We start from the raw sequence: 18,267 nt of genomic DNA on the forward strand, positions 1-18,267 counted from the left end.
TCCTGCCCGTGGAGACTCGCGGCCTGGAGCCCGTCCCCGACAACGAGCGCACCGGCCGGGTCCGGACCCTCTTCCCCACCTGGGTCGGTGCGAACCTGACCGTGCTTCTTCTCAGCGTCGGCGCCGGGCTCGTCGTCTTCAACGGGCTGAATCTCTGGCAGGTGCTGACGGTCGCGGTCCTCGCCTCGGTCATCGGCTTCGGGCTGGTCGGTCTGGTCTCGATCGCGGGCAGCCGGGGCGGGGCGCCCGGCATGGCGCTCTCCCGGGCCGTCTTCGGACAGCGCGGCAATCTGCTGCCCGGCGCGCTGACCTGGGTCGCCCGCTGGGGCTGGGAGACCGTGAACGCGGTCACCGGCACCTACGCGGTGCTCGCCGTGCTGAGTCTGCTCTTCGGCATCACGGCCGGCCACCGCCTGACCCTGGTGACCCTGCTCGCCTTCGTGGGATGCAGCTGGCTGGTGTCGGGGCTGGGCGCGGGGGCGCTGCGGGTGTGCTGCACCTGGTCGGCGTACCTCTTCGGCGGCGTCAGCGTGCTGGTGCTGGTCCATCTGATCGGTGCGACCGACTGGCGGTCCGTGCTGGGCAGGCCCGCCGGGCCCCCGGCGCTGATGATCGCCGGGGTGGGCACCCTGGCGGCGGGCGGCATCAGCTGGGCCCCGTCGGGCCCCGACTTCGCCCGCTATCTGCCGCGCGACGCGTCCGGCCGGGCGATGACCGGGGCGATCGTGGGCGGCGCCGGGGTCGTGTACGTACCGATGGTGCTGATGGGGGCCGTGATGGCGGTCGCCGAGCCGGGTCTGGCCGTCACCCGCGACCCGGTCGCGTTCATCGGCCCCTTGCTGCCCGACTGGCTTTCGGTGCCCTATCTTCTGTTCATCGTGGCCGGCATGGTGCTGATCAACGCGATGTCGATGTACTCGGCCGGTTTCACCGCGCAGACGCTGGGATTCCCGGTCCCCCGCACCTGGGCGGTCGGGATGAATGCCGCCATCAGTCTGTTCCTGGCGGCGTCGCTGATGCTCACGGCCGCGGGTTTCCTGGATTCCTTCATCTCCTTCCTGACCCTTCTCGCCGTGACGTTCTCCGCGTGGATCGGGGTCTTCGGCGTGGATCTGCTGCGCGGCCGTACGTACGATCCGGCGGCGCTCCTGGACACCACGCCGGCCAGTGCCTACTGGTACACGGGAGGCTTCGCCGTACCGGCCGTGGCCGCGTGGGCCGCGGGCCTGGCGACGGGCCTGCTCTTCACCGGGGTGCGGTGGTTCACCGGCCCGCTCGCCACCACCTGGATCGGGCGCCAGGGACTGGGCTGGGCGGCCACGATCGCCATCTCCGCCGCCCTGTACGCGATCCTGCCGCGTCCCACCGGACTGGCCCGGGGCGACGGCGGCGAGCCCGGCGAGGGCGCACCCCTACACTTCTGACGCTGCATCAGCTACTGTCCCGCCCGCCGAGTCCGCCCGACGATGGGGACAAGTCGCATGGCCTTCACAGTGGTCCGGTTCAATCTCGTCGATCCCGACGCCACCCCCGAGCCGCTCTCGGCCCGCTACCGCGCCGCGCTGGAAATGGCCGCGTACGCCGACGGGCACGGCATCGACACCGTGCAGACCGAGGAGCACCACGGCGCCACCAACTCCTGGCTGCCCTCCCCCTTCGTCTTCGCCGGCTCGGTCTTCGGCGCCACCCGCCGGATCGCGGTCACCGTCTCGGCGATCATCGGCCCGCTGCACGACCCGCTGCGGCTGGCCGAGGACATCGCGGTCCTGGACCTGCTGAGCGCCGGCCGGCTGGTGACGGTGGCGGGGATCGGCTACCGGCCCGAGGAGTACGAACAGGCGGGCGTCGAGTGGGGCCGGCGCGGCAGGCTCCAGGACGAGCTCCTGGAGACGCTGCTGCAGGCGTGGACCGGTGAGCCGTTCCCGTACCGGGGCCGTACGGTGCGCGTCACGCCGCGCCCGTACACCCGGCCCCACCCGCTGCTGCTGGTGGGCGGCAGTTCGCGGGCGGCGGCGCGGCGGGCGGCCCGGTTCGGGCTGCCGTTCTTCCCGAGCGCGCATCTGCCGGAGCTGGAGGCGTACTACCAGGAGCGGCGTGCCGAGTTCGGGACGGACGGCTTCTGCATGATGCCCGCCGCCGAGACACCGCTGCTGCACGTCTCCGAGGACCCGGACCGTACCTGGGCGGAGTACGGCGAGTACTTCCTGCACGAGGCGCGCACCTACGCCTCCTGGCAGTCCAAGGACATCCGCTCCGCCGTGCGTTCGGCGGCGACGACGGTGCCGGAACTGCGGGCCGAGGGGGTCTACCGGGTCGTCACCCCCGGGGAGTGCGCCGCGGCGGCAGCGGAGCTGGACAGCCTGGTGCTGCATCCGCTGTGCGGCGGGATGCCGGTCGAGGAGGGATGGCGCAGCCTGCGGCTGTTCTGCGAGGCGGTCGCACCGGATGCGCCCTAGCCCATCTCCTCCAGCGCCTTGCCCTTGGTCTCCTTCACGAACTTGAGCACGAAGGGGATCGAGAGCGTGGCGAAGCACGCGTAGATGATGTACGTGCCCGACAGGTTCCAGTCGGACAGGCTCGGGAAGCTCGCGGTGATCGCCCAGTTGGCGATCCACTGCGCGGACGCGGCGACGCCGAGCGCGGCGGCACGGATCTTGTTGGGAAACATCTCGCCGAGGAAGACCCAGACGACGACACCCCACGACAGCGCGAAGAAAAGCACGAACACATGGGCCGCGACGAGCGCCACGGCGCCCTGGGTGCTGGGCAGTTTGCCGTCGACCAGGTCGGCGGAGAAGGCCCAGGCCTCGAAGGAGAGGGCGATGGCCATGCCGGTGGAGCCCACCAGGGCGAGCGGCTTGCGGCCCACCCGGTCCACCAGGACCATCGCGATGACAGTGCCGATGATGTTGATGATGGACGTGGTGAACGACCAGAAGAACGAGGCGGTCGGGTCGATGCCGACGGACTGCCAGAGCGTCGCCGAGTAGTAGAACGCCACGTTGATGCCGACGAGTTGCTGGAAGACCGAGAGCCCGATACCGACCCAGACGATCGGCAGGAAGCCGAAGCGGCCGCCGAGCAGGTCCGTGAACTTGGACTTGTGCTCGCGGTGCATCGCGGTCTCGATCTCGGTCACCCGGGCATCGAGGTCGACGCTCCTGCCCTCGACCTCCTCCAGGATCTTCCGCGCCCGGTCCTTCTTGCCGACCGAGATCAGGAACCGCGGCGACTCGGGGATCGCGAAGGACAGGAGCCCGTACAGGACGGCCGGGACGACCATCACGCCGAGCATCCACTGCCAGGCTTCGAGGCCGCCGATCTTTCCGCGCTGGTCGCCGTCGGCGAGCTGCAGGATGCCGTAGTTGACCAGCTGGGAGATGGCGATGCCGACGACGATCGCCGCCTGCTGGAAGGAGCCGAGCCGGCCGCGGTAGGCGGGCGGCGAGACCTCCGCGATGTACGCGGGGCCGATCACGGAGGCCATGCCGATGGCGAAGCCGCCGATGACGCGCCACATCGCCAGGTCCCAGAGCGCGAACGGGAGCGCGGAACCGACGGCGCTGATGGTGAAGAGCACGGAGGCGATCTGCATGCAGCGGATACGGCCGATGCGGTCGGCGATGCGCCCCGCGGTGGCCGCGCCGATCGCACAGCCGATCAGGGCGATGGCGATCACCTGGGCGAGCGTTCCCGAGCCGATGTCGTAGCGACTGCGGATCGCCTCGACGGCGCCGTTGATGACGGAGCTGTCGTAGCCGAACAGGAATCCGCCCATGGCGGCGGCCGCGGTGATGAAGATGACATGGCCGAGGTGGTCCGGGTGGGCCGCTCGGGCTCCGGACGCCGGTCCCTGCGATGTGTCGGTCACATGAGCTCCTGATGCCTGGCCGCTTCGTCAGGTGTGGGGGCGAACTCTTCCAAGTGGCGCATACCTTCCCCACTGCCACCACTTGAAGGTAAAACCGACGCCGCAGAGATCATTCACCCTGTTTCGAAGCAAATATTCGAAACCGTGTGCAGATCTGCCGAGGAATATCCGGAGAGCGCATTGAAGCCTTGAAGATTGAAGCCTTGGGGGTGGAGCAAAGGCTTCAGCGCAGGCGCTGGCTGATGACCTTCGAGACTCCGTCGCCCTGCATCGATACGCCGTACAGGGCGTCGGCGACCTCCATCGTCCGCTTCTGATGTGTGATCACGATGAGCTGCGAGCTCTCCTGGAGCTCCTCCATGATCCGGATCAGCCGCTGCAGATTGGTGTCGTCGAGCGCCGCCTCGACCTCGTCCATCACATAGAACGGGCTCGGCCGGGCCTTGAAGATGGAGACCAGCAACGCCACCGCCGTGAGCGAGCGTTCGCCGCCGGACAGCAGCGAGAGCCGCTTGACCTTCTTGCCGGGCGGCCTCGCCTCCACGTCCACACCGGTCGCGAGCATGTTGTCCGGGTCGGTCAGGACGAGCCGGCCCTCGCCGCCCGGGAAGAGCCGCGAGAAGACGCCCTCGAACTCACGGGCCGTGTCCCGGTACGCCTCCGTGAACACCTGCTCGACCCGCTCGTCGACCTCCTTGATGACCTGTATCAGGTGGGCCCGGGTCTTCTTCAGGTCCTCGAGCTGCTCGGAGAGGAACTTGTGCCGCTCTTCCAGCGCCGAGAACTCCTCCAGGGCGAGCGGATTCACCTTCCCGAGTTGCTGATACGCCCGTTCGGCCGACTTCAGCCGCTTCTCCTGCTCGGCCCTGACGAACGGCTTCGGCCGGTTGCGCGGATGCTCCGGGTCCTGCGGCAGCTCCTCGCCCTCCGCGGCCGGCGACGGCGGTACGAGCTGGTCGGGGCCGTACTCGGCGGCCAGCCCGGCCGGCTCGACGCCCAGTTCCTCCAGCGCCTTCGCCTCCAGCTGCTCTATCCGCAGCCGCTTCTCGGCACCGAGCACCTCGCCGCGGTGGACGGAGTCGGTGAGCTTGTCCAGCTCGCCCTTGAGCTCGCGGCCCCGGCCGCGCTCGGCCGCCAGCTCCCGCTCCCGCTCCGCCTTCGCCGCCTCGGCCACCACCCGCTCCCGCTCGGCGCGTACGACGGACACCTCGACGTGCGCGAGCAGCTGACGGGCCCCGGACGCGACGGCGGAGGCCACCGCCGCCTCGTGGCGCAGCCTGGCCCGGCGCTGCTCGGCGCGGGTGCGGGCCTCCCGTTCGGCGCGGGCGCCCCGGTCGAGGGAGTCGGCCCGGCCCGCCAGCGCCTTGACCCGCTCCTCGTGGGTACGCACCTGGAGCCGGGCCTCCATCTCGGTCTGGCGGGCGTTGGCACCGTCGGCGGCGAGCCGGTCGCGCACGGAGGTGTCCGGCTCCTCCTCGACCGGCGTCTCCTCGGCGACCAGCAGCCGCTCGGCCAGCTCCTCGGCCTCCTCGGTCGCCCGTTCGAGGGCCTCCTGGGCGCGGGCGGCCGACGCGGTCATCCGCTCGGCCTCACCGGCCGCGCCACGGGCCTGCCCGGCCAGCCGCCCCAGTTGCTGGGACACCCCGGACTTCTCCCGCTCGGCCGCCCGGCGCCGCTCCCCCAGCTCCTCGACCAGCCCGGCGGCGGCCCGGCGCCGCTCCCCCGCGAGCCGCTGCTCCTCGGTCAACCCGGCGCACCGCACCGCCAGTTCCTCCAGCTGGGCGGCGGCCTCGTCGACCGAGGCCTGCACTTCGAGGAGGCTCGGCGCCCCGGCGGAACCGCCGTGCGCGAAGTGGGCCGAGAGGATGTCCCCCTCGGCGGTCACGGCCGTCAGCTCCGGGTGTACGGCGACGAGGTCCTCGGCGTCCTCCAGCGTGCCGACGACCACCATGTCCCGCACCAGCCTGCGTACGGCGTCCATCAGTTCGACGGGCCCGCGGACGAGATCGGCCACGGCGCGCGGCCCTCCGGCACCGGCACCACCACCGGCATCATCGGCACCCCCCTGCCCGGGGTCCTCGGCGCGCCGCACCGCACCCAGCAGCAGCGCCGCCCGCCCCGCGTCCTGCTTGCGCAGCAGCCGGATCGCCTCCGCCGCCGTGGCCGGGTCCGTCACCGCGACCGCGTCCGCCGCCGCGCCCAGCGCCGCCGCCACCGCCACCTCGTGCCCCGGCGCCACCGTCAGGAGTTCCGCGGCCGGACCGACCAGGCCGGACAGCCGGTCCCGCGCGCCCAGCAGCGCGCCCGTGCCGTCCTTGCGGCGCAGACCGAGGGCCAGCGCCTCGTGGCGGGCCGCGACCGCCGCCCGCTTCCGCTCCGCGGCGGTGGCCGCCTCCCGGGCCGCGGAGAGCGCCGCCTCCGCCTCCGCCAGCTCCGCCTTGGCGGCATCGTGCCGCTCGCCGAGCTCCTGGTCCCCGGCGTCCAGGCCCTCGACCTCGGCCTTGAGCTGTTCGTACTCCTCCTGGGCGGCGACCGCCCGCTCCCGCGCCTCGTCCCGTGAGGCGGCCAGCCGGTCGATCTCGGCCTGCGCCGAACCGGCCCGGCTGCGGGCCGCGTTGACCTGCCCGCTGAGCCGGGCGAGCCCTTCGCGGCGGTCCGCGATGGCGCGGGCGGCGTCCTTGAGCCTGCGTTCCTCGGCCGCCAACTCCCGTTCCAGGTCGGCACGGTGGGCGGCGGTGTCCTCCAGCGCGTGCTCCGCGGCCGTCAGCGCGGCGGCCAGCTCCGCCTCCTGCTCACGGATCCGGGCCGCCTCCCGCTCCATGTCCTCGGGGTCGCGGCCGCGCCGCTCCTCCTCCGGAACGGCGGAGGCGCTCTTCACCCGGGCGTCGGCCAGCGAGATCGTGCCGCGCACCCGTTCGGCCAGCTGGGACAGCTCGTACCAGGTCTGCTGGGCGCGCTGGAGCCGCGGCGCCAGCCGCCGCACCTCGTCCTCCAGCTCCGCCTCGCGGGCCAGGGCCGTCTTGAGTTCCGCCTCCGCGGCCTCCCGGCGCTGCTTGAGCGCCGCCTCGTCGGCGATCTCGCTGCGCAGCGCCGTGCGCAGCCGCACCAGGTCGTCGGCGAGCAGCCGCAGCCTGGCGTCGCGCAGATCGGCCTGGATGACGGCGGCCCGGCGCGCCACGGCCGCCTGCCGGCCGAGCGGTTTCAGCTGCCGGCGCAGTTCGTCGGTGAGGTCCTGGACGCGCGCGAGGTTGGCCCCCATCGCGTCCAGTTTCCGCAGCGCCTTCTCCTTCCGCTTGCGGTGCTTGAGCACACCCGCGGCTTCCTCGATGAACGCGCGACGGCCCGTCGGATCGGCGTGGAGCACGGAGTCCAGCTGGCCCTGACCGACGATGACATGCATCTCGCGGCCGATGCCGGAGTCCGAGAGGAGTTCCTGGATGTCCAGGAGCCGACAGGTGTCGCCATTGATCTGGTACTCGCTGCCGCCATTGCGGAACATGATCCGAGTGATCGTCACTTCGGCGTACTCGATGGGCAGTGCGCCGTCGGAATTGTCGATGGTCAGCGATACTTCGGCCCGTCCGAGCGGCGGCCGGCCGGTGGTGCCGGCGAAGATAACGTCTTCCATCTTGCCGCCGCGCAGGGATTTGGCGCCCTGTTCCCCCATGACCCAGGAGAGCGCGTCCACCACATTGGACTTGCCGGACCCATTGGGGCCGACGACGCAGGTGATGCCGGGTTCGAACCGCAGCGTCGTGGCGGAGGCGAACGATTTGAAACCACGCAGGGTCAGGGCCTTGAGGTGCACGCCGCCGGACTCTACCTTTCGCTCTCGGTTTCACTGATGAAGGTGCAGGGCACATCAGACGTTAAGGGAAGGGGTGCAACGCCGGGGGCGGGTCCCGCACAGGTCCGGGCGGAAAAGGACCGGACGGAAAAAGAAAGAAGGGACGCCGAAGCGCCCCTTGTAAATCTTGTGCGGTGTTACGTGCGGTGTTGCTGGTGCAGCGGCGCATGACGGATCAATGACATGTCACAAGGGTGACAGATCAAGAGCAGTGATCTTCAATGATCCGGCGACGATCCGGGTGATGATCTCGGACGGCTGACGCGTACGGCAGCCCGACCGGCCCCTGGGGGCCATCGGTCAGGTCAGCGCCGGCTCCGCCTGAGGTACGTCGATGTCGATGCTGTCGAGCAGCGACTCTTGGTGCTGGGCGGCGGCATTCAGCGCGTCGTTCTCGTCCTGAATCCGTACGAGCTCGGATTCGAGATCCTGGACGCGCTGCTGGAGCCGTCGCATCTCGGCGAGGAGTCGCGGGTCGGAACCGCCGACGTAACCGAGAAGCGCCTTTGCCATGATGGATGGTCCTCCACACTGAGTGACCGACCGATGCGGTGTGGGTCGTGAGGGATTCGCACCCGCGGTGCTCGGCAGCGCTCTGTCGTCACTGCTGTTCTGCTGCCAAACAGCTCTGCCAAACAGCTAAGGTGCGCGGGGATTTCAGCGTCTCACCAAAAACTTTGACGGTCAACACGATCACGCCCTGTAGAGGCGGGCAGCCCGGGGGCGCGCGGCTCGGCGATCATGCGGCGCGACTCTCCTGCGGGGCCCTGCGGGGCGTGGAGATCATCCTTACTGCCGCAGCCTGGCACGCCAACCGAATCTTGGCAACCACCCGGTCATTCCGCAGGTCATTTCATGTGTACGCAGACGAGCACCCCGCCCGACAACCCCCGGCAGCGCTTCGAACACGGCCCGAACACAGACCGCTCCGCACCCCCCGGACCGGACCCGGATCAGCGGATCGCGAAGCCCTCGTAACCGCCGCGCGGGGTGTCCCATATCTCAGTGACTCCGTCCACGCGTCCGGGTGTGTCGTCCGAGCGCAGCCAGTCCAGCAGGCGGTGGCAATTCTCACGTCGCCCCTCGGCGACGACCTGCACCCTGCCGTCGTCGAGGTTCAGGGCGAAACCGGTGAGACCACCGATCTCCAAGGCGTTTGCCCTGGTGAACCAGCGGAACCCCACTCGCTGCACTCGGCCGCGTACCCATGCGGTGAGTCGTACATCTTCGTTCATGCCCGAACGCTAACCGGCCGATTGCTCTTGGAGCACGTCCTGCCTTGGGGCATGGCGTACAGTCCCGACGCAATGACCTCACTCGAACCGGAGTGCGCCAAGGTCGGATGCAGCCCGCTGACCGCCAGTGCCTCGCTCGCTTCGCTCGCCCAGGACTTCAGCAAGGACATGGCAGCCCGCGGCTTCTTCGACCACACCGACCCCGACGGCCGGACCCCCTGGGACCGCGCCTCGAAGGCCGGTGTGCGGGGCCTCGCCGCCGAGAACACAGCCCGCGGCCAGGCCGACGCGCAGGCCGTGATGGACTCCTGGATGAACAGCGACGGCCACCGGGCGAACATTCTCAACTGCGACTTCAAGACGCTCGGCGTCGGTGTCCACTACGGCTCCGGCGGCCCCTGGTGGACCCAGGACTTCGGCTTCTGACCCGCGCCCCACAGCGCTCCCCCGGAGAAAGCGCGCTCCAGCGGTGAGCGCTGTGCGGGCGTACGCTGCTCGGCATGGACGAGAACACCCGTCTGGACGAGCTCGCCTTCGATGTGTTCTCCAGACAGTGCCCCTCACGCGGCACGCTGGAGCATGTCACCGGGCGCTGGGGCAGCCTGACGCTGGGCGCGCTGTACGAAGGCGGTTTCCGCTTCAACGAGCTCCGTCGCCGGGTCGACGGGGTGAGCGAGAAGATGCTTTCCCAGACGCTCCACGCCCTGGAACGGGACGGCCTGGTCCACCGCGAGGCCCAGCCGACCAATCCACCGCGCGTCGACTACGAGCTGACGCCCCTGGGCCGACAGGTGGCCGAGCGGCTGCTCGCGCTGATCCAGCTCGTCGAGGGCCGGATGCCCGAGGTGCTCCGGGCCCGCGACCACTACGACGGGACGCACCCCGGCCGGGCGGTCGGGCGCGGTGGCCGCTGGCAGCGCGGGCAGAAGTAGCTGGAGCGGTTCATCCAGGGACGGCGGCGCATCTGCGTGCCGCAGCGGTGACAGGGCTCGTCCTCGCGTCCGTAGGCGTCGAGCGAGCGGTCGAAGTAGCCGGACTCGCCGTTCACATTGACGTAGAGGCTGTCGAAGCTGGTGCCGCCCTGGTCGAGCGCCTCGCTCATCACGTCGCGGACATGGCCGAGCAGTTCGGCCGACTTGGGGCGGGTGAGGGTCGCGGTCGGCCGGTCGTAGTGCAGCCTGCTGCGCCAGAGCGCCTCGTCCGCGTAGATGTTGCCGACGCCGCTGATCAGCGACTGGTCGAGCAGGGCCCGCTTGACGGTCGTACGGCGCAGGCGCAGGGCCGCGTGGAAGGCGGCGTCGTCGAACGCCGGGTCCAGGGGGTCGCGGGCGATGTGCGCGATGGTGTCGGGCAGCCCGTCGGGGGTGTTCTCGTGGAGCGAGAGCCCGCCGAAGGTCCGCTGGTCGACGAAGCGGAGCTCGGTGCCCAGGAAGTCGTCGAAGCGGATCCGGATGCGCAGGTGCTTCTCGTCGGGTGCGTCCTGCGGCTGTACGAGCAGTTGGCCGCTCATGCCGAGATGGCCCAGGAGCGAGCTGGCCGCGTCGTCCAGCGGCACCCAGAGGTACTTGCCCCGGCGCATCGCCGTGCCGAAGCGGGCGCCGCCGAGCCGGGCCGCGAAGTCCACGCCACCGGCGAGATGGCGGCGGACGGCACGCGGGTGCAGCACCTCGACATCGCCGACCGTCCGGCCGGTGACCCAGCGTTCGAGACCACGTCGTACGACTTCGACCTCGGGCAGCTCGGGCACGGTGTCGCTCCTGAAGGGATGATCTGAGAAAAGGGTACGTTTTCGGGCAGGACGAACCCCCCGGCGCGCGGGGGCACCGGGGGGTTCTGGGGGTCAGGCCGGAGCCGCGTCCGTGGACTGCGACGGGCCTGCAGGGGTGTCGGCGGCCCCTCCATCGGCAGCGGCCTTCGCCGCCGCCGCCCGTTCCTCCGCGGCGGCGCTGATCTCGCGCCAGGCGGACTCCGCCGCCTGCTGCTCCGCTTCCTTCTTGCTACGACCGGTGCCGGTGCCGTACGAGACACCACCGACGCGAGCAGCAGCAGTAAAGGTCTTCTCGTGGTCCGGGCCGGTCTCCGTGACGATGTACTCGGGGACTCCGAGGCTCTCGCCGGCGGTGAGCTCCTGGAGGCTGGTCTTCCAGTCCAGGCCGGCACCGAGGTTCGAGGACCTGTCGATCAGCGGGTCGAAGAGCCGGTGGACCAGCTCCGAGGCCGCGCCGAGGCCCTGGTCGAGATAGACCGCGCCGATCACCGCTTCAAGGGTGTCGGCGAGGATGGACGCCTTGTCCCGGCCTCCCGTGCCCTCTTCGCCCCGGCCGAGCCGGATGAAGGAGCCGAGTTCGAGGCCGCGGCCCACTTCCGCAAGCGCACGCGAGTTGACCACCGCGGCCCGCAACTTGGCCAGCTGGCCTTCGGGCAGGTCGGGGTGGGTGCGGTACAGCGTGTCCGTGACCACCAGGCCGAGCACCGAGTCCCCGAGGAATTCGAGCCGCTCGTTGGTGGGCAGACCGCCGTTCTCGTACGCGTACGAACGGTGGGTCAGCGCACGCACCAGAAGGGCGGTCTCGAGTTGATACCCGAGCCGCCCTTCCAGAAGCGTGTGGGACGAGGCTGTGTTGACGTTGTCTGCCTTCTTCTTGGCGTTGGACAACTCAGACATCGGGCCTCTCACCAGCCGCTCAGACCTCGAGGACCTGGCGCTTGTTGTACGTGCCGCAGCTGGGGCACGCGATGTGCTGCAGCTTCGGCTCCTGGCAACGCTCACACGAAACCAGGGTGGGGACCGCAGCCTTCCACTGCGACCGGCGGTGGCGCGTGTTGCTGCGCGACATCTTCCGCTTCGGAACAGCCACGGCTACTTCTCCTGCTTCTCGTCGACGCCCGCTTCGGCGCCGCCCATGTTGTCCTTCTCGCCGTCCTGAACGGTGTCGGCGAGTCCCTGCAATGCCGCCCAACGAATGTCGACGGCATCATGGTGATGACCGGGGTTCTCGTCCAGCCTGATTCCGCATTCGGAACACAGACCGGCACAGGACTCCCGGCACACCGGCTGCATCGGCAGTGCGAGCACCACCGCATCACGCAGCACTGGTTCGAGGTCGAACAGGCCGTCCTCGATGAAGAGCCTGTCCTCGTCGTCCTCAACGTCGTCGGCCGGCTCCGCCTTGCTGCTGCGGCCCCGGTCATCGGCGTCAGGGTACGAGAACATCTCCTGGAAGTCCGCCGCAACCTCTAGGCGCAGCGGCTCCAGACACCTTACGCACTCCCCCTCGGCCGACGCACGGGCGGTGCCTGTGACAAGCACCCCTTCCATGACCGATTCGAGGCGGAGATCCAGCTCCACAGGCGCGCCTTCCGGCACACCGATGACCCCTTCGATGCCGAGGACAGCCGGCGGACCAGGTGCGTCCACCGTGCGGGAGAGCCGCTGGAGGGCACCGGGACGCCGGCCCAGCTCGTGCGTATCGAACACGAGGGGGTTTCGGTGGTCGAGGTGGCCGTTCAGGGCTTTTCCTGCTTTCGAGATCATGTGCAACGCACACTGTGGGGAGGGCCGACCGGATTCGGAGTCGAAACGGGCAGCCGGGATCGCGGACATACGCGCGACCGAGGAGCCAGGATACTGGACGCGCCGCCCAGCTCCCAATCCGGGCGATCGGGGCCGCCCGGACGCGGGCCCCGGCCCCGTCCGGTCAGCGTTCCTGTTCGTACCGGCGGAGCTGGTCCAGGTCGATCATGCTGGTGTCGAACAGGCTGGTCTCGTCGAGGGCGCTCTCGCCCTGCTGCTGGAGGGCCTGCTGGGGCTGCTGCTGGGGCCAGCCGTCGTACCCCTGGACGGGGACCTGGGCCTGGGCCTGGCTCTGGTCGTAGCCCTGCGGCTGATAGGCCGCGGCGTACGGGTCCGGCTGCTGCTGGTACCCGTAGACGTCCTGCTGCGGCTGTTCCTGGTACGCGTAGGTCTCCGCGTAGCCGGGCTGTGTCTGGGCGGGGAAGTGCGGCTGGGCCTGCTGGTGCACCGGCTGCGGCGCCGGGGTGGCGAGCTCGGCCAGGCCGGCCCAGTGGTCCTCGTCGCTGATGCGCCCCTGGTCGCCCGCCGCGTCCTGGGCGGCCACGTGCGCGCCGAGGTCGTCGGTGGGGATCCTTCCGTGCAGTTTCTGCCGGCCGCGGCCGACCGCCTCCAGGGTCTTGGCGAGCACGGCCTCGAAGGCGCCCAGCTTGGTGTCGACGTACTCGTCCGCCCGGCGCTGGAGGGTGGCCGGGTCGGTGCTGCGCTCGGGGGCCTCGGCGAAGTCCGGGTCCTCGTAGCCCTGCTCGTCGAAGGGCCGGCCGCGGCCGAGGAGCTTCTCGCGGCCCCGGTCGACGGAGCCGATCGTCTTGGTGAGGACGACCTCGAAGTTGGCCAGCTTGCTGTCCACGTACTCGTCGGCCTCGGCGCGGACCTCGTCGGCCTCGCGGCGGGCCTCGTCGAGGATGCGGTCGGCCTCGCTGCGGGACTGCCTGGCGATCTCGGTGTCGGCGATCAGCGAGGTGCGTTCGGCGCGGGCGGCCCCGATGATCCGCTCGGCCTCCTGGCGGGCCTGCTCGGCCAGCTGCTCCTGGCCGCCGATGAGCTCCTGGGCGTGGGCGAGCGAGCCGGGCAGGGCCTCACGCACCTCGTCGAGCATCGCGAGCAGCTCGGCGCGGTTGACCACGCACGAAGCCGACATGGGCATCGACCGGGCGTTCCCGACCGCTTCGACGATCTCGTCGAGCTTCTTCTGCACGTCCACCGTGTGCTCGCCACTCTCTACAGCCGATTGGAGACGGACGGGACGACTGTAAGGCCAGTCGGCGCCCGTCCGACACCTGGTGACGGCCCGTCAGCGGCTCAGCGCTGGGAGAGACGCTCGGTGAGGGCCTCGTGGACCACCGGAGGGAGCAGATGGGAGACGTCGCCGCCCCAGGTGGCGACCTCCTTGACCAGGGAGGACGACAGGAAGCTGTAGGTGGGATTGGTCGGCACGAAGAGCGTCTCGACGCCGGAGAGGCCGATGTTCATCTGGGCCATCTGGAGCTCGTAGTCGAAGTCGCTGACGGCCCGCAGGCCCTTGACGATCGCCGGGATGTCGCGCTGCTTGCAGAAGTCGACCAGGAGGCCGTGGAAGGACTCGACCTTGACGTTGCCGAAGTCCGCGGTGACCTGGCGGATCAGATCGATCCGCTCGTCGACCGTGAACAGGCCCTTCTTGGACTGGTTGATCATCACCGCGACGTGTACGACGTCGTACAGCTTCGAAGCGCGGCCAATGATGTCGAGGTGTCCATTGGTGATGGGGTCGAACGACCCCGGACAGACGGCGCGGCGCAACTTGGTTCCCTCGCTCTCCGGTGCGGTCATCGTGCGTCTTCGCACGTAGAGGCGGCGCGACCGTACCAAAGCGTTCCTTCGCCGTAACGACGGGCCCGCAATGCTTCGAATCCCTCGGGCCAGTCGAAATTTCCGCCTCTGGTGCTGCGTTCCACGGTGACGAGGGCATCGGCCGTGAGCCACCCCTGGGCACGGAGTGTGAGCAGTATCTCGCCAAGATCGTCGTCGGTGACGGCGTACGGCGGGTCCAGGAACACCACGTCGTACGGCTGGGCCGGTGCCGGTCCCGTCACGATCTGCTCGGCCTTGCCGGTGCGGACCTCGGCGCCGGGCAGGCCGAGCGTGCGGACGTTGTCCCGGACGGTGCGGACGGCCCTGGGGTCGGCCTCGACGAGCAGGGCGTGCACCGCGCCCCGGGAGAGCGCCTCCAGACCTACGGCCCCGGAACCCGCGTACAGATCGGCGATACGGGTGCCCTCCAGGCTGCCGAGGAGAGCTTCCCAGGTGGAGAAGAGGCCCTCGCGCGCACGGTCGGAGGTGGGGCGGGTGCCGGTGCCGGGCGGAACGGCCAGGCGGCGTCCGCCGGCCGAGCCGGCGATCACGCGGGTCATGAGTGTCTGGTCCTCGGTTCGTGGGCGGCCCGCGGGGTGCCCCGGCGCCGTGCCACCCACGATATGGCGTCGTGGCCGATCGGGCCCGCGCACCCTGTGCCCCCCGGTCAGCCCTTGTCGAGGTACTGCTCGCGCTCCTTGTCGAGCAGCGCGTCCAGCGCGGTCCGCAGCTCCGGCAGGTGTTCGAGCTCCGGGTCGGCGGCGACGATCGCGACGGCCTCCTCCCGCGCGGCGACGATGACCTCCTCGTCGTCGATGACGGTCAGCATCCGCAGCGATGAGCGGACCCCGGACTGGGCCTGGCCGAGGACATCGCCCTCGCGGCGCTGTTCGAGGTCGATCCGGGAGAGCTCGAAGCCGTCGAGGGTGGCGGCGACGGCGGAGAGCCGGGCGCGGGCGGGACTGGCCTCGTGGGCCTCGCTGACCAGCAGGCAGAGTCCGGGGGCGGAGCCCCGGCCGACCCGGCCGCGCAGCTGGTGCAGCTGGGAGACCCCGAAGCGGTCGGCGTCCATGATCACCATGGCGGTGGCGTTGGGGACGTTGACGCCGACCTCGATGACGGTGGTGGCGACCAGGACATCGACCTCGCCCGCGGCGAAGCGGCGCATCACGTCGTCCTTGTCGTCCGGGTTCATCCTGCCGTGCAGCACCTCGACGCGCAGGCCGGCCAGCGGGCCCTTGGCGAGCTGTTCGGCGATCTCCAGCACGGCGAGCGGCGGGCGCTTGTCGCCCTCGTCCTCGGGCGCCTTCTTCTTCGTCTTCTTCCCCGCCGCCTCGTCGTCGGCGTCGTCACCGATGCGGGGACAGACCACGTACGCCTGGTGTCCGTTCTCCACTTCTTCGCGCACCCTTTCCCAGGCGCGGCTGAGGAAGTGCGGCTTGTCCTTGGCGGGGACGACATGGCTGGCGATCGGCGAGCGGCCGGCCGGGAGCTGGTCCAGTACGGAGGTCTCCAGGTCACCGAAGACGGTCATGGCGACCGTACGCGGAATGGGGGTGGCCGTCATGACCAGCAGATGCGGCGGCTGCTTCCCCTTGGAGCGAAGGGCGTCGCGCTGTTCCACGCCGAAGCGGTGCTGTTCGTCGACGACGACCAGGCCCAGGTCGTGGAACTGCACCTTGTCCTCGATCAGGGCATGGGTGCCGATCACGATCCCGGCCTCGCCGGTGACGAGGTCGAGGAGCGCCTGGCGGCGGGCCGCAACGCCCATCGAACCGGTGAGCAGCACCACCTTCGTCCCCTGCTCGGAGCCGCCCAGCATGCCGCCCTCCGCCAGATCTCCCATCATTTCCGTGATGGAGCGGTGGTGCTGCTGGGCGAGCACCTCGGTGGGCGCGAGCATGGCGGCCTGGCCGCCCGCGTCGACGACCCCGAGCATGGCCCGCAGCGCGACCATGGTGTTGTGCGTGACCGTGAAGTGATCCGTGATGTACGCGTGACTCGAGTGGGCGACACTGATGCACTGGACCGGTTTGCGACCGACGTACTCGACCGCACGGATCCCGCGCCGGAACGTGTTGCACTTCGGCCTGGGCTGGATCCGAGCAACCTTGCGAGTGAGCCGAAATGGCACGTAATCGGCAGGCAGGGAAATCGACACATTGACGGCCGCTTTCTTGGACAGCACCCTGGCGCGCCCGCCGAGGGAACGAACAAGCCACGCCACGTCCTCGGCCAGTCTCCGGGATGCGGAGCAGAACGAAATGCTCATCCCTTGAGCATCCAAAGCCCCGTCCGTGTCCATGAGCCCCTGCAACACAGCGAGCCGGTTCTTGATCGACGTGTTCTTGAACACGGGTGGGATGAACTTGTCGTGCGACGTGGCCCCCCACAGCCCCAGCGCACGCAGTGCACTGATCACTGGGTTCTTTTGTGATCCGGACTTCGGCCTCGTCATCCGGATTGTGTAGTCGCAGGGGGAACCTGGCACGGGCACGAGTTCGCAGTCGGGCGCCACTGCGGTTCGGACGGCAGCCAGGATCTCGTCGTCGACCGTGGACAGACGAAGGTTGTGCCGGAACGAGCCATCTCCCAGCAACAGTCCGAAAACGTAAGGATCGAGGGGTGGTTCGGAACCGCAACTGAGATCCACTGGTGTGACCGCTGGCACATACCATTTCGACGAACCGTTGGCCTTGAACGTGTCCATCCTGATCTCGCGGGTTGTCATCACCTTGGGTGCTTGCTCCCGGTCCCAGGCGCAGCTGGTCCCGACGATCCACAGATGCTCGTCATCGCATTCGACAGCCGTGTCGTCGGACAGAACAAGTCGCCATACATCTCGCACTCCCTGAGGGAAGACCCCGTCCACTACGGCAACTTCCCCCTCGGGAACCACTACCTCGTCGCCTTGCCGGATGTCGCCCATGGGCTTGTAGCCCTGAGGGGTCAGGACCAACGAATCGAGTGGCTGGGCCTTCCCCGATCCGACTTCGCCCTGGAGCAGCCGGTGCATCGGGTGTTCGGTCGCGAGGTCGTCGAAGATCTCCTTGGAGACCTTCTGCTGCCCGTCGGTGAGGGTGAAGGGCAGCCTGGTGTCGAAGGCGTCGAGCAGTCCGCCGGGCACGGGTCTGCGGGCGACGGCCGGGAGCTGGGTGTCGGCGTATCTGCGGCGGGCCAGCGCGACCTGGAGGACGAAGGCCTCGTCCCACTTCAACCGGTCCCTGGCCTGGGCGATGTCCGCCTTGGTCTGCGGGCGGTGGACCTTCAGCAGCGCTTCGGGGAGCGCGGTGAACCCGCGCCCTTCGCGCAGGCTCGGCGGCAGCGGGTCGACCGCCTCCTGGGCGCTGGGCAGCACCGCGTCGACGGCCTTGGCGATCCGCCACGAGTCCAGCTGCTTGCAGGCCGGGTAGATCGGCAGCAGCCGCCCGGCGAAGGCGTCCACCGCCTCGGTGGCCTCGTCGGTGTCTTTGGTGTCCAGCAGCTGGTACGTCGGGTGGGCGAGCTGCATCTTCCGGTTGAAGACGGAGACCTTGCCCGCGAACATCGCCCGCCGGCCGGGCAGCAGCTCCTTGTGCGGCTTGTGGACGCCGTGGCCGAAGAAGACCAGCTGGAGGCGGCCACTGCCGTCGGTGAGGGTCACTTCGAGGCGCTTGCCTCGGCCGTTGTTGAACATCAGGACGCGGGCGTCGGCGACCTGGGCGACCACCGTCACGTGCTCGTCCAGCGGGAGGTCCGTCAGCGCCGTGAGCCGGCCGCGCTCCTCGTAGCGCCGCGGGTAATGATGGAGCAGATCACCGACCGTGTGCAGGTCGAGGTGTTCGGCCATCACCTTCGCGGTGGCTCCGCCGAGCAGCTTCTTGAGGGGTTCGTCGAACGCAGACACGCGATCCATTGCACACCACACCAC

General features: G+C 69.8%; 15 protein-coding genes and 1 pseudogene. 4 read left to right on the forward strand and 12 right to left on the reverse strand.

Features of this window, described 5'->3' with window-relative positions; all coding sequences use genetic code 11:
* The first annotated feature begins 8 nt into the window (after window positions 1-8).
* The gene (locus BT364_RS23640; protein WP_072487245.1) at window positions 9-1,424 is read left to right on the forward strand and encodes a purine-cytosine permease family protein; all 1,416 of its coding nucleotides are present in this window, start codon (window positions 9-11) and stop codon (window positions 1,422-1,424) included.
* Window positions 1,425-1,481: 57 nt separating this feature from the next.
* The gene (locus BT364_RS23645) at window positions 1,482-2,456 is read left to right on the forward strand and encodes an LLM class flavin-dependent oxidoreductase (protein ID WP_072487246.1); all 975 of its coding nucleotides are present in this window, start codon (window positions 1,482-1,484) and stop codon (window positions 2,454-2,456) included.
* On the opposite strand, the gene BT364_RS23650 is transcribed toward BT364_RS23645, so the two are convergent.
* The 4 genes from BT364_RS23650 to BT364_RS23670 all read right to left on the reverse strand — a co-directional run bounded on the left by BT364_RS23650 (window position 2,453) and on the right by BT364_RS23670 (window position 8,953).
* Window positions 2,453-3,871, reverse strand: a complete 1,419-nt coding sequence (locus tag BT364_RS23650) for a sugar porter family MFS transporter (RefSeq protein WP_072487247.1) — start codon at window positions 3,869-3,871, stop codon at window positions 2,453-2,455. The genes BT364_RS23645 and BT364_RS23650 overlap by 4 nt on opposite strands.
* Window positions 3,872-4,094: 223 nt before the next feature.
* On the reverse strand, window positions 4,095-7,679 hold the full coding sequence (smc, locus tag BT364_RS23655) for a chromosome segregation protein SMC (RefSeq protein ID WP_072487248.1): 3,585 nt from the start codon (window positions 7,677-7,679) through the stop codon (window positions 4,095-4,097).
* A gap of 339 nt (window positions 7,680-8,018) precedes the next feature.
* Window positions 8,019-8,231 (reverse strand): hypothetical protein, encoded by a 213-nt coding sequence (locus BT364_RS23660; RefSeq protein ID WP_018551753.1) that lies wholly within the window; start codon window positions 8,229-8,231, stop codon window positions 8,019-8,021.
* A gap of 440 nt (window positions 8,232-8,671) precedes the next feature.
* Complete coding sequence (locus tag BT364_RS23670; protein ID WP_072487249.1) at window positions 8,672-8,953, reverse strand: acylphosphatase; 282 nt, start codon at window positions 8,951-8,953, stop codon at window positions 8,672-8,674.
* Window positions 8,954-9,043: 90 nt separating this feature from the next.
* On the opposite strand from BT364_RS23670, the pseudogene BT364_RS23675 reads away from it, so the two are divergent.
* Window positions 9,044-9,379: pseudogene (locus tag BT364_RS23675) on the forward strand (CAP domain-containing protein); the annotation flags it as partial.
* A 74-nt stretch (window positions 9,380-9,453) separates the two neighbouring features.
* Window positions 9,454-9,885, forward strand: coding sequence for a winged helix-turn-helix transcriptional regulator (locus BT364_RS23680; protein ID WP_072487251.1), 432 nt, complete (start codon window positions 9,454-9,456; stop codon window positions 9,883-9,885).
* On the opposite strand, the gene mutM is transcribed toward BT364_RS23680, so the two are convergent.
* From mutM to BT364_RS23720, 8 genes are all read right to left on the reverse strand, one after another.
* Complete coding sequence (gene mutM / locus BT364_RS23685) at window positions 9,819-10,700, reverse strand: bifunctional DNA-formamidopyrimidine glycosylase/DNA-(apurinic or apyrimidinic site) lyase (protein ID WP_072487252.1); 882 nt, start codon at window positions 10,698-10,700, stop codon at window positions 9,819-9,821. The two genes, BT364_RS23680 and mutM, sit on opposite strands and share 67 nt — an antisense overlap.
* 93 nt (window positions 10,701-10,793) lie before the next feature.
* Window positions 10,794-11,618: a ribonuclease III gene (gene rnc, locus BT364_RS23690; RefSeq protein ID WP_072487253.1), complete on the reverse strand. Its 825-nt coding sequence runs from the start codon at window positions 11,616-11,618 to the stop codon at window positions 10,794-10,796.
* Between the two features lie 19 nt (window positions 11,619-11,637).
* Window positions 11,638-11,811, reverse strand: coding sequence for a 50S ribosomal protein L32 (rpmF, locus tag BT364_RS23695; RefSeq protein WP_003965982.1), 174 nt, complete (start codon window positions 11,809-11,811; stop codon window positions 11,638-11,640).
* A 2-nt stretch (window positions 11,812-11,813) separates the two neighbouring features.
* A complete protein-coding gene (locus BT364_RS23700; protein ID WP_072487254.1) occupies window positions 11,814-12,488 on the reverse strand; it encodes a YceD family protein in 675 nt (224 codons plus the stop codon).
* A gap of 163 nt (window positions 12,489-12,651) precedes the next feature.
* Window positions 12,652-13,728, reverse strand: coding sequence for a cell division initiation protein (locus BT364_RS23705; protein ID WP_072487255.1), 1,077 nt, complete (start codon window positions 13,726-13,728; stop codon window positions 12,652-12,654).
* Between the two features lie 98 nt (window positions 13,729-13,826).
* The gene (gene coaD, locus BT364_RS23710) at window positions 13,827-14,306 is read right to left on the reverse strand and encodes a pantetheine-phosphate adenylyltransferase (RefSeq protein WP_218172450.1); all 480 of its coding nucleotides are present in this window, start codon (window positions 14,304-14,306) and stop codon (window positions 13,827-13,829) included.
* Window positions 14,307-14,332: 26 nt separating this feature from the next.
* Window positions 14,333-14,917 (reverse strand): 16S rRNA (guanine(966)-N(2))-methyltransferase RsmD, encoded by a 585-nt coding sequence (rsmD, locus tag BT364_RS23715; protein ID WP_072487257.1) that lies wholly within the window; start codon window positions 14,915-14,917, stop codon window positions 14,333-14,335.
* Window positions 14,918-15,024: 107 nt separating this feature from the next.
* On the reverse strand, window positions 15,025-18,252 hold the full coding sequence (locus BT364_RS23720; protein ID WP_072487258.1) for a helicase-related protein: 3,228 nt from the start codon (window positions 18,250-18,252) through the stop codon (window positions 15,025-15,027).
* Window positions 18,253-18,267: the final 15 nt, after the last annotated feature.

This window comes from Streptomyces atratus, assembly GCF_900119365.1.
GTDB classification, from domain to species: domain Bacteria; phylum Actinomycetota; class Actinomycetes; order Streptomycetales; family Streptomycetaceae; genus Streptomyces; species Streptomyces atratus_B.

What these genes read in the sequence shown, in the direction of transcription:
- BT364_RS23645 (WP_072487246.1), top strand. Translation starts at nt 1,482, where the DNA reads ATGGCCTTCACAGTGGTCCGGTTCAATCTCGTCGATCCCGACGCCACC.
- BT364_RS23660 (WP_018551753.1), bottom strand. Translation starts at nt 8,231, where the DNA reads ATGGCAAAGGCGCTTCTCGGTTACGTCGGCGGTTCCGACCCGCGACTC.
- BT364_RS23670 (WP_072487249.1), bottom strand. Translation starts at nt 8,953, where the DNA reads ATGAACGAAGATGTACGACTCACCGCATGGGTACGCGGCCGAGTGCAG.
- BT364_RS23680 (WP_072487251.1), top strand. Translation starts at nt 9,454, where the DNA reads ATGGACGAGAACACCCGTCTGGACGAGCTCGCCTTCGATGTGTTCTCC.
- rnc (WP_072487253.1), bottom strand. Translation starts at nt 11,618, where the DNA reads ATGTCTGAGTTGTCCAACGCCAAGAAGAAGGCAGACAACGTCAACACA.
- BT364_RS23700 (WP_072487254.1), bottom strand. Translation starts at nt 12,488, where the DNA reads ATGATCTCGAAAGCAGGAAAAGCCCTGAACGGCCACCTCGACCACCGA.
- rsmD (WP_072487257.1), bottom strand. Translation starts at nt 14,917, where the DNA reads ATGACCCGCGTGATCGCCGGCTCGGCCGGCGGACGCCGCCTGGCCGTT.
- BT364_RS23720 (WP_072487258.1), bottom strand. Translation starts at nt 18,252, where the DNA reads ATGGATCGCGTGTCTGCGTTCGACGAACCCCTCAAGAAGCTGCTCGGC.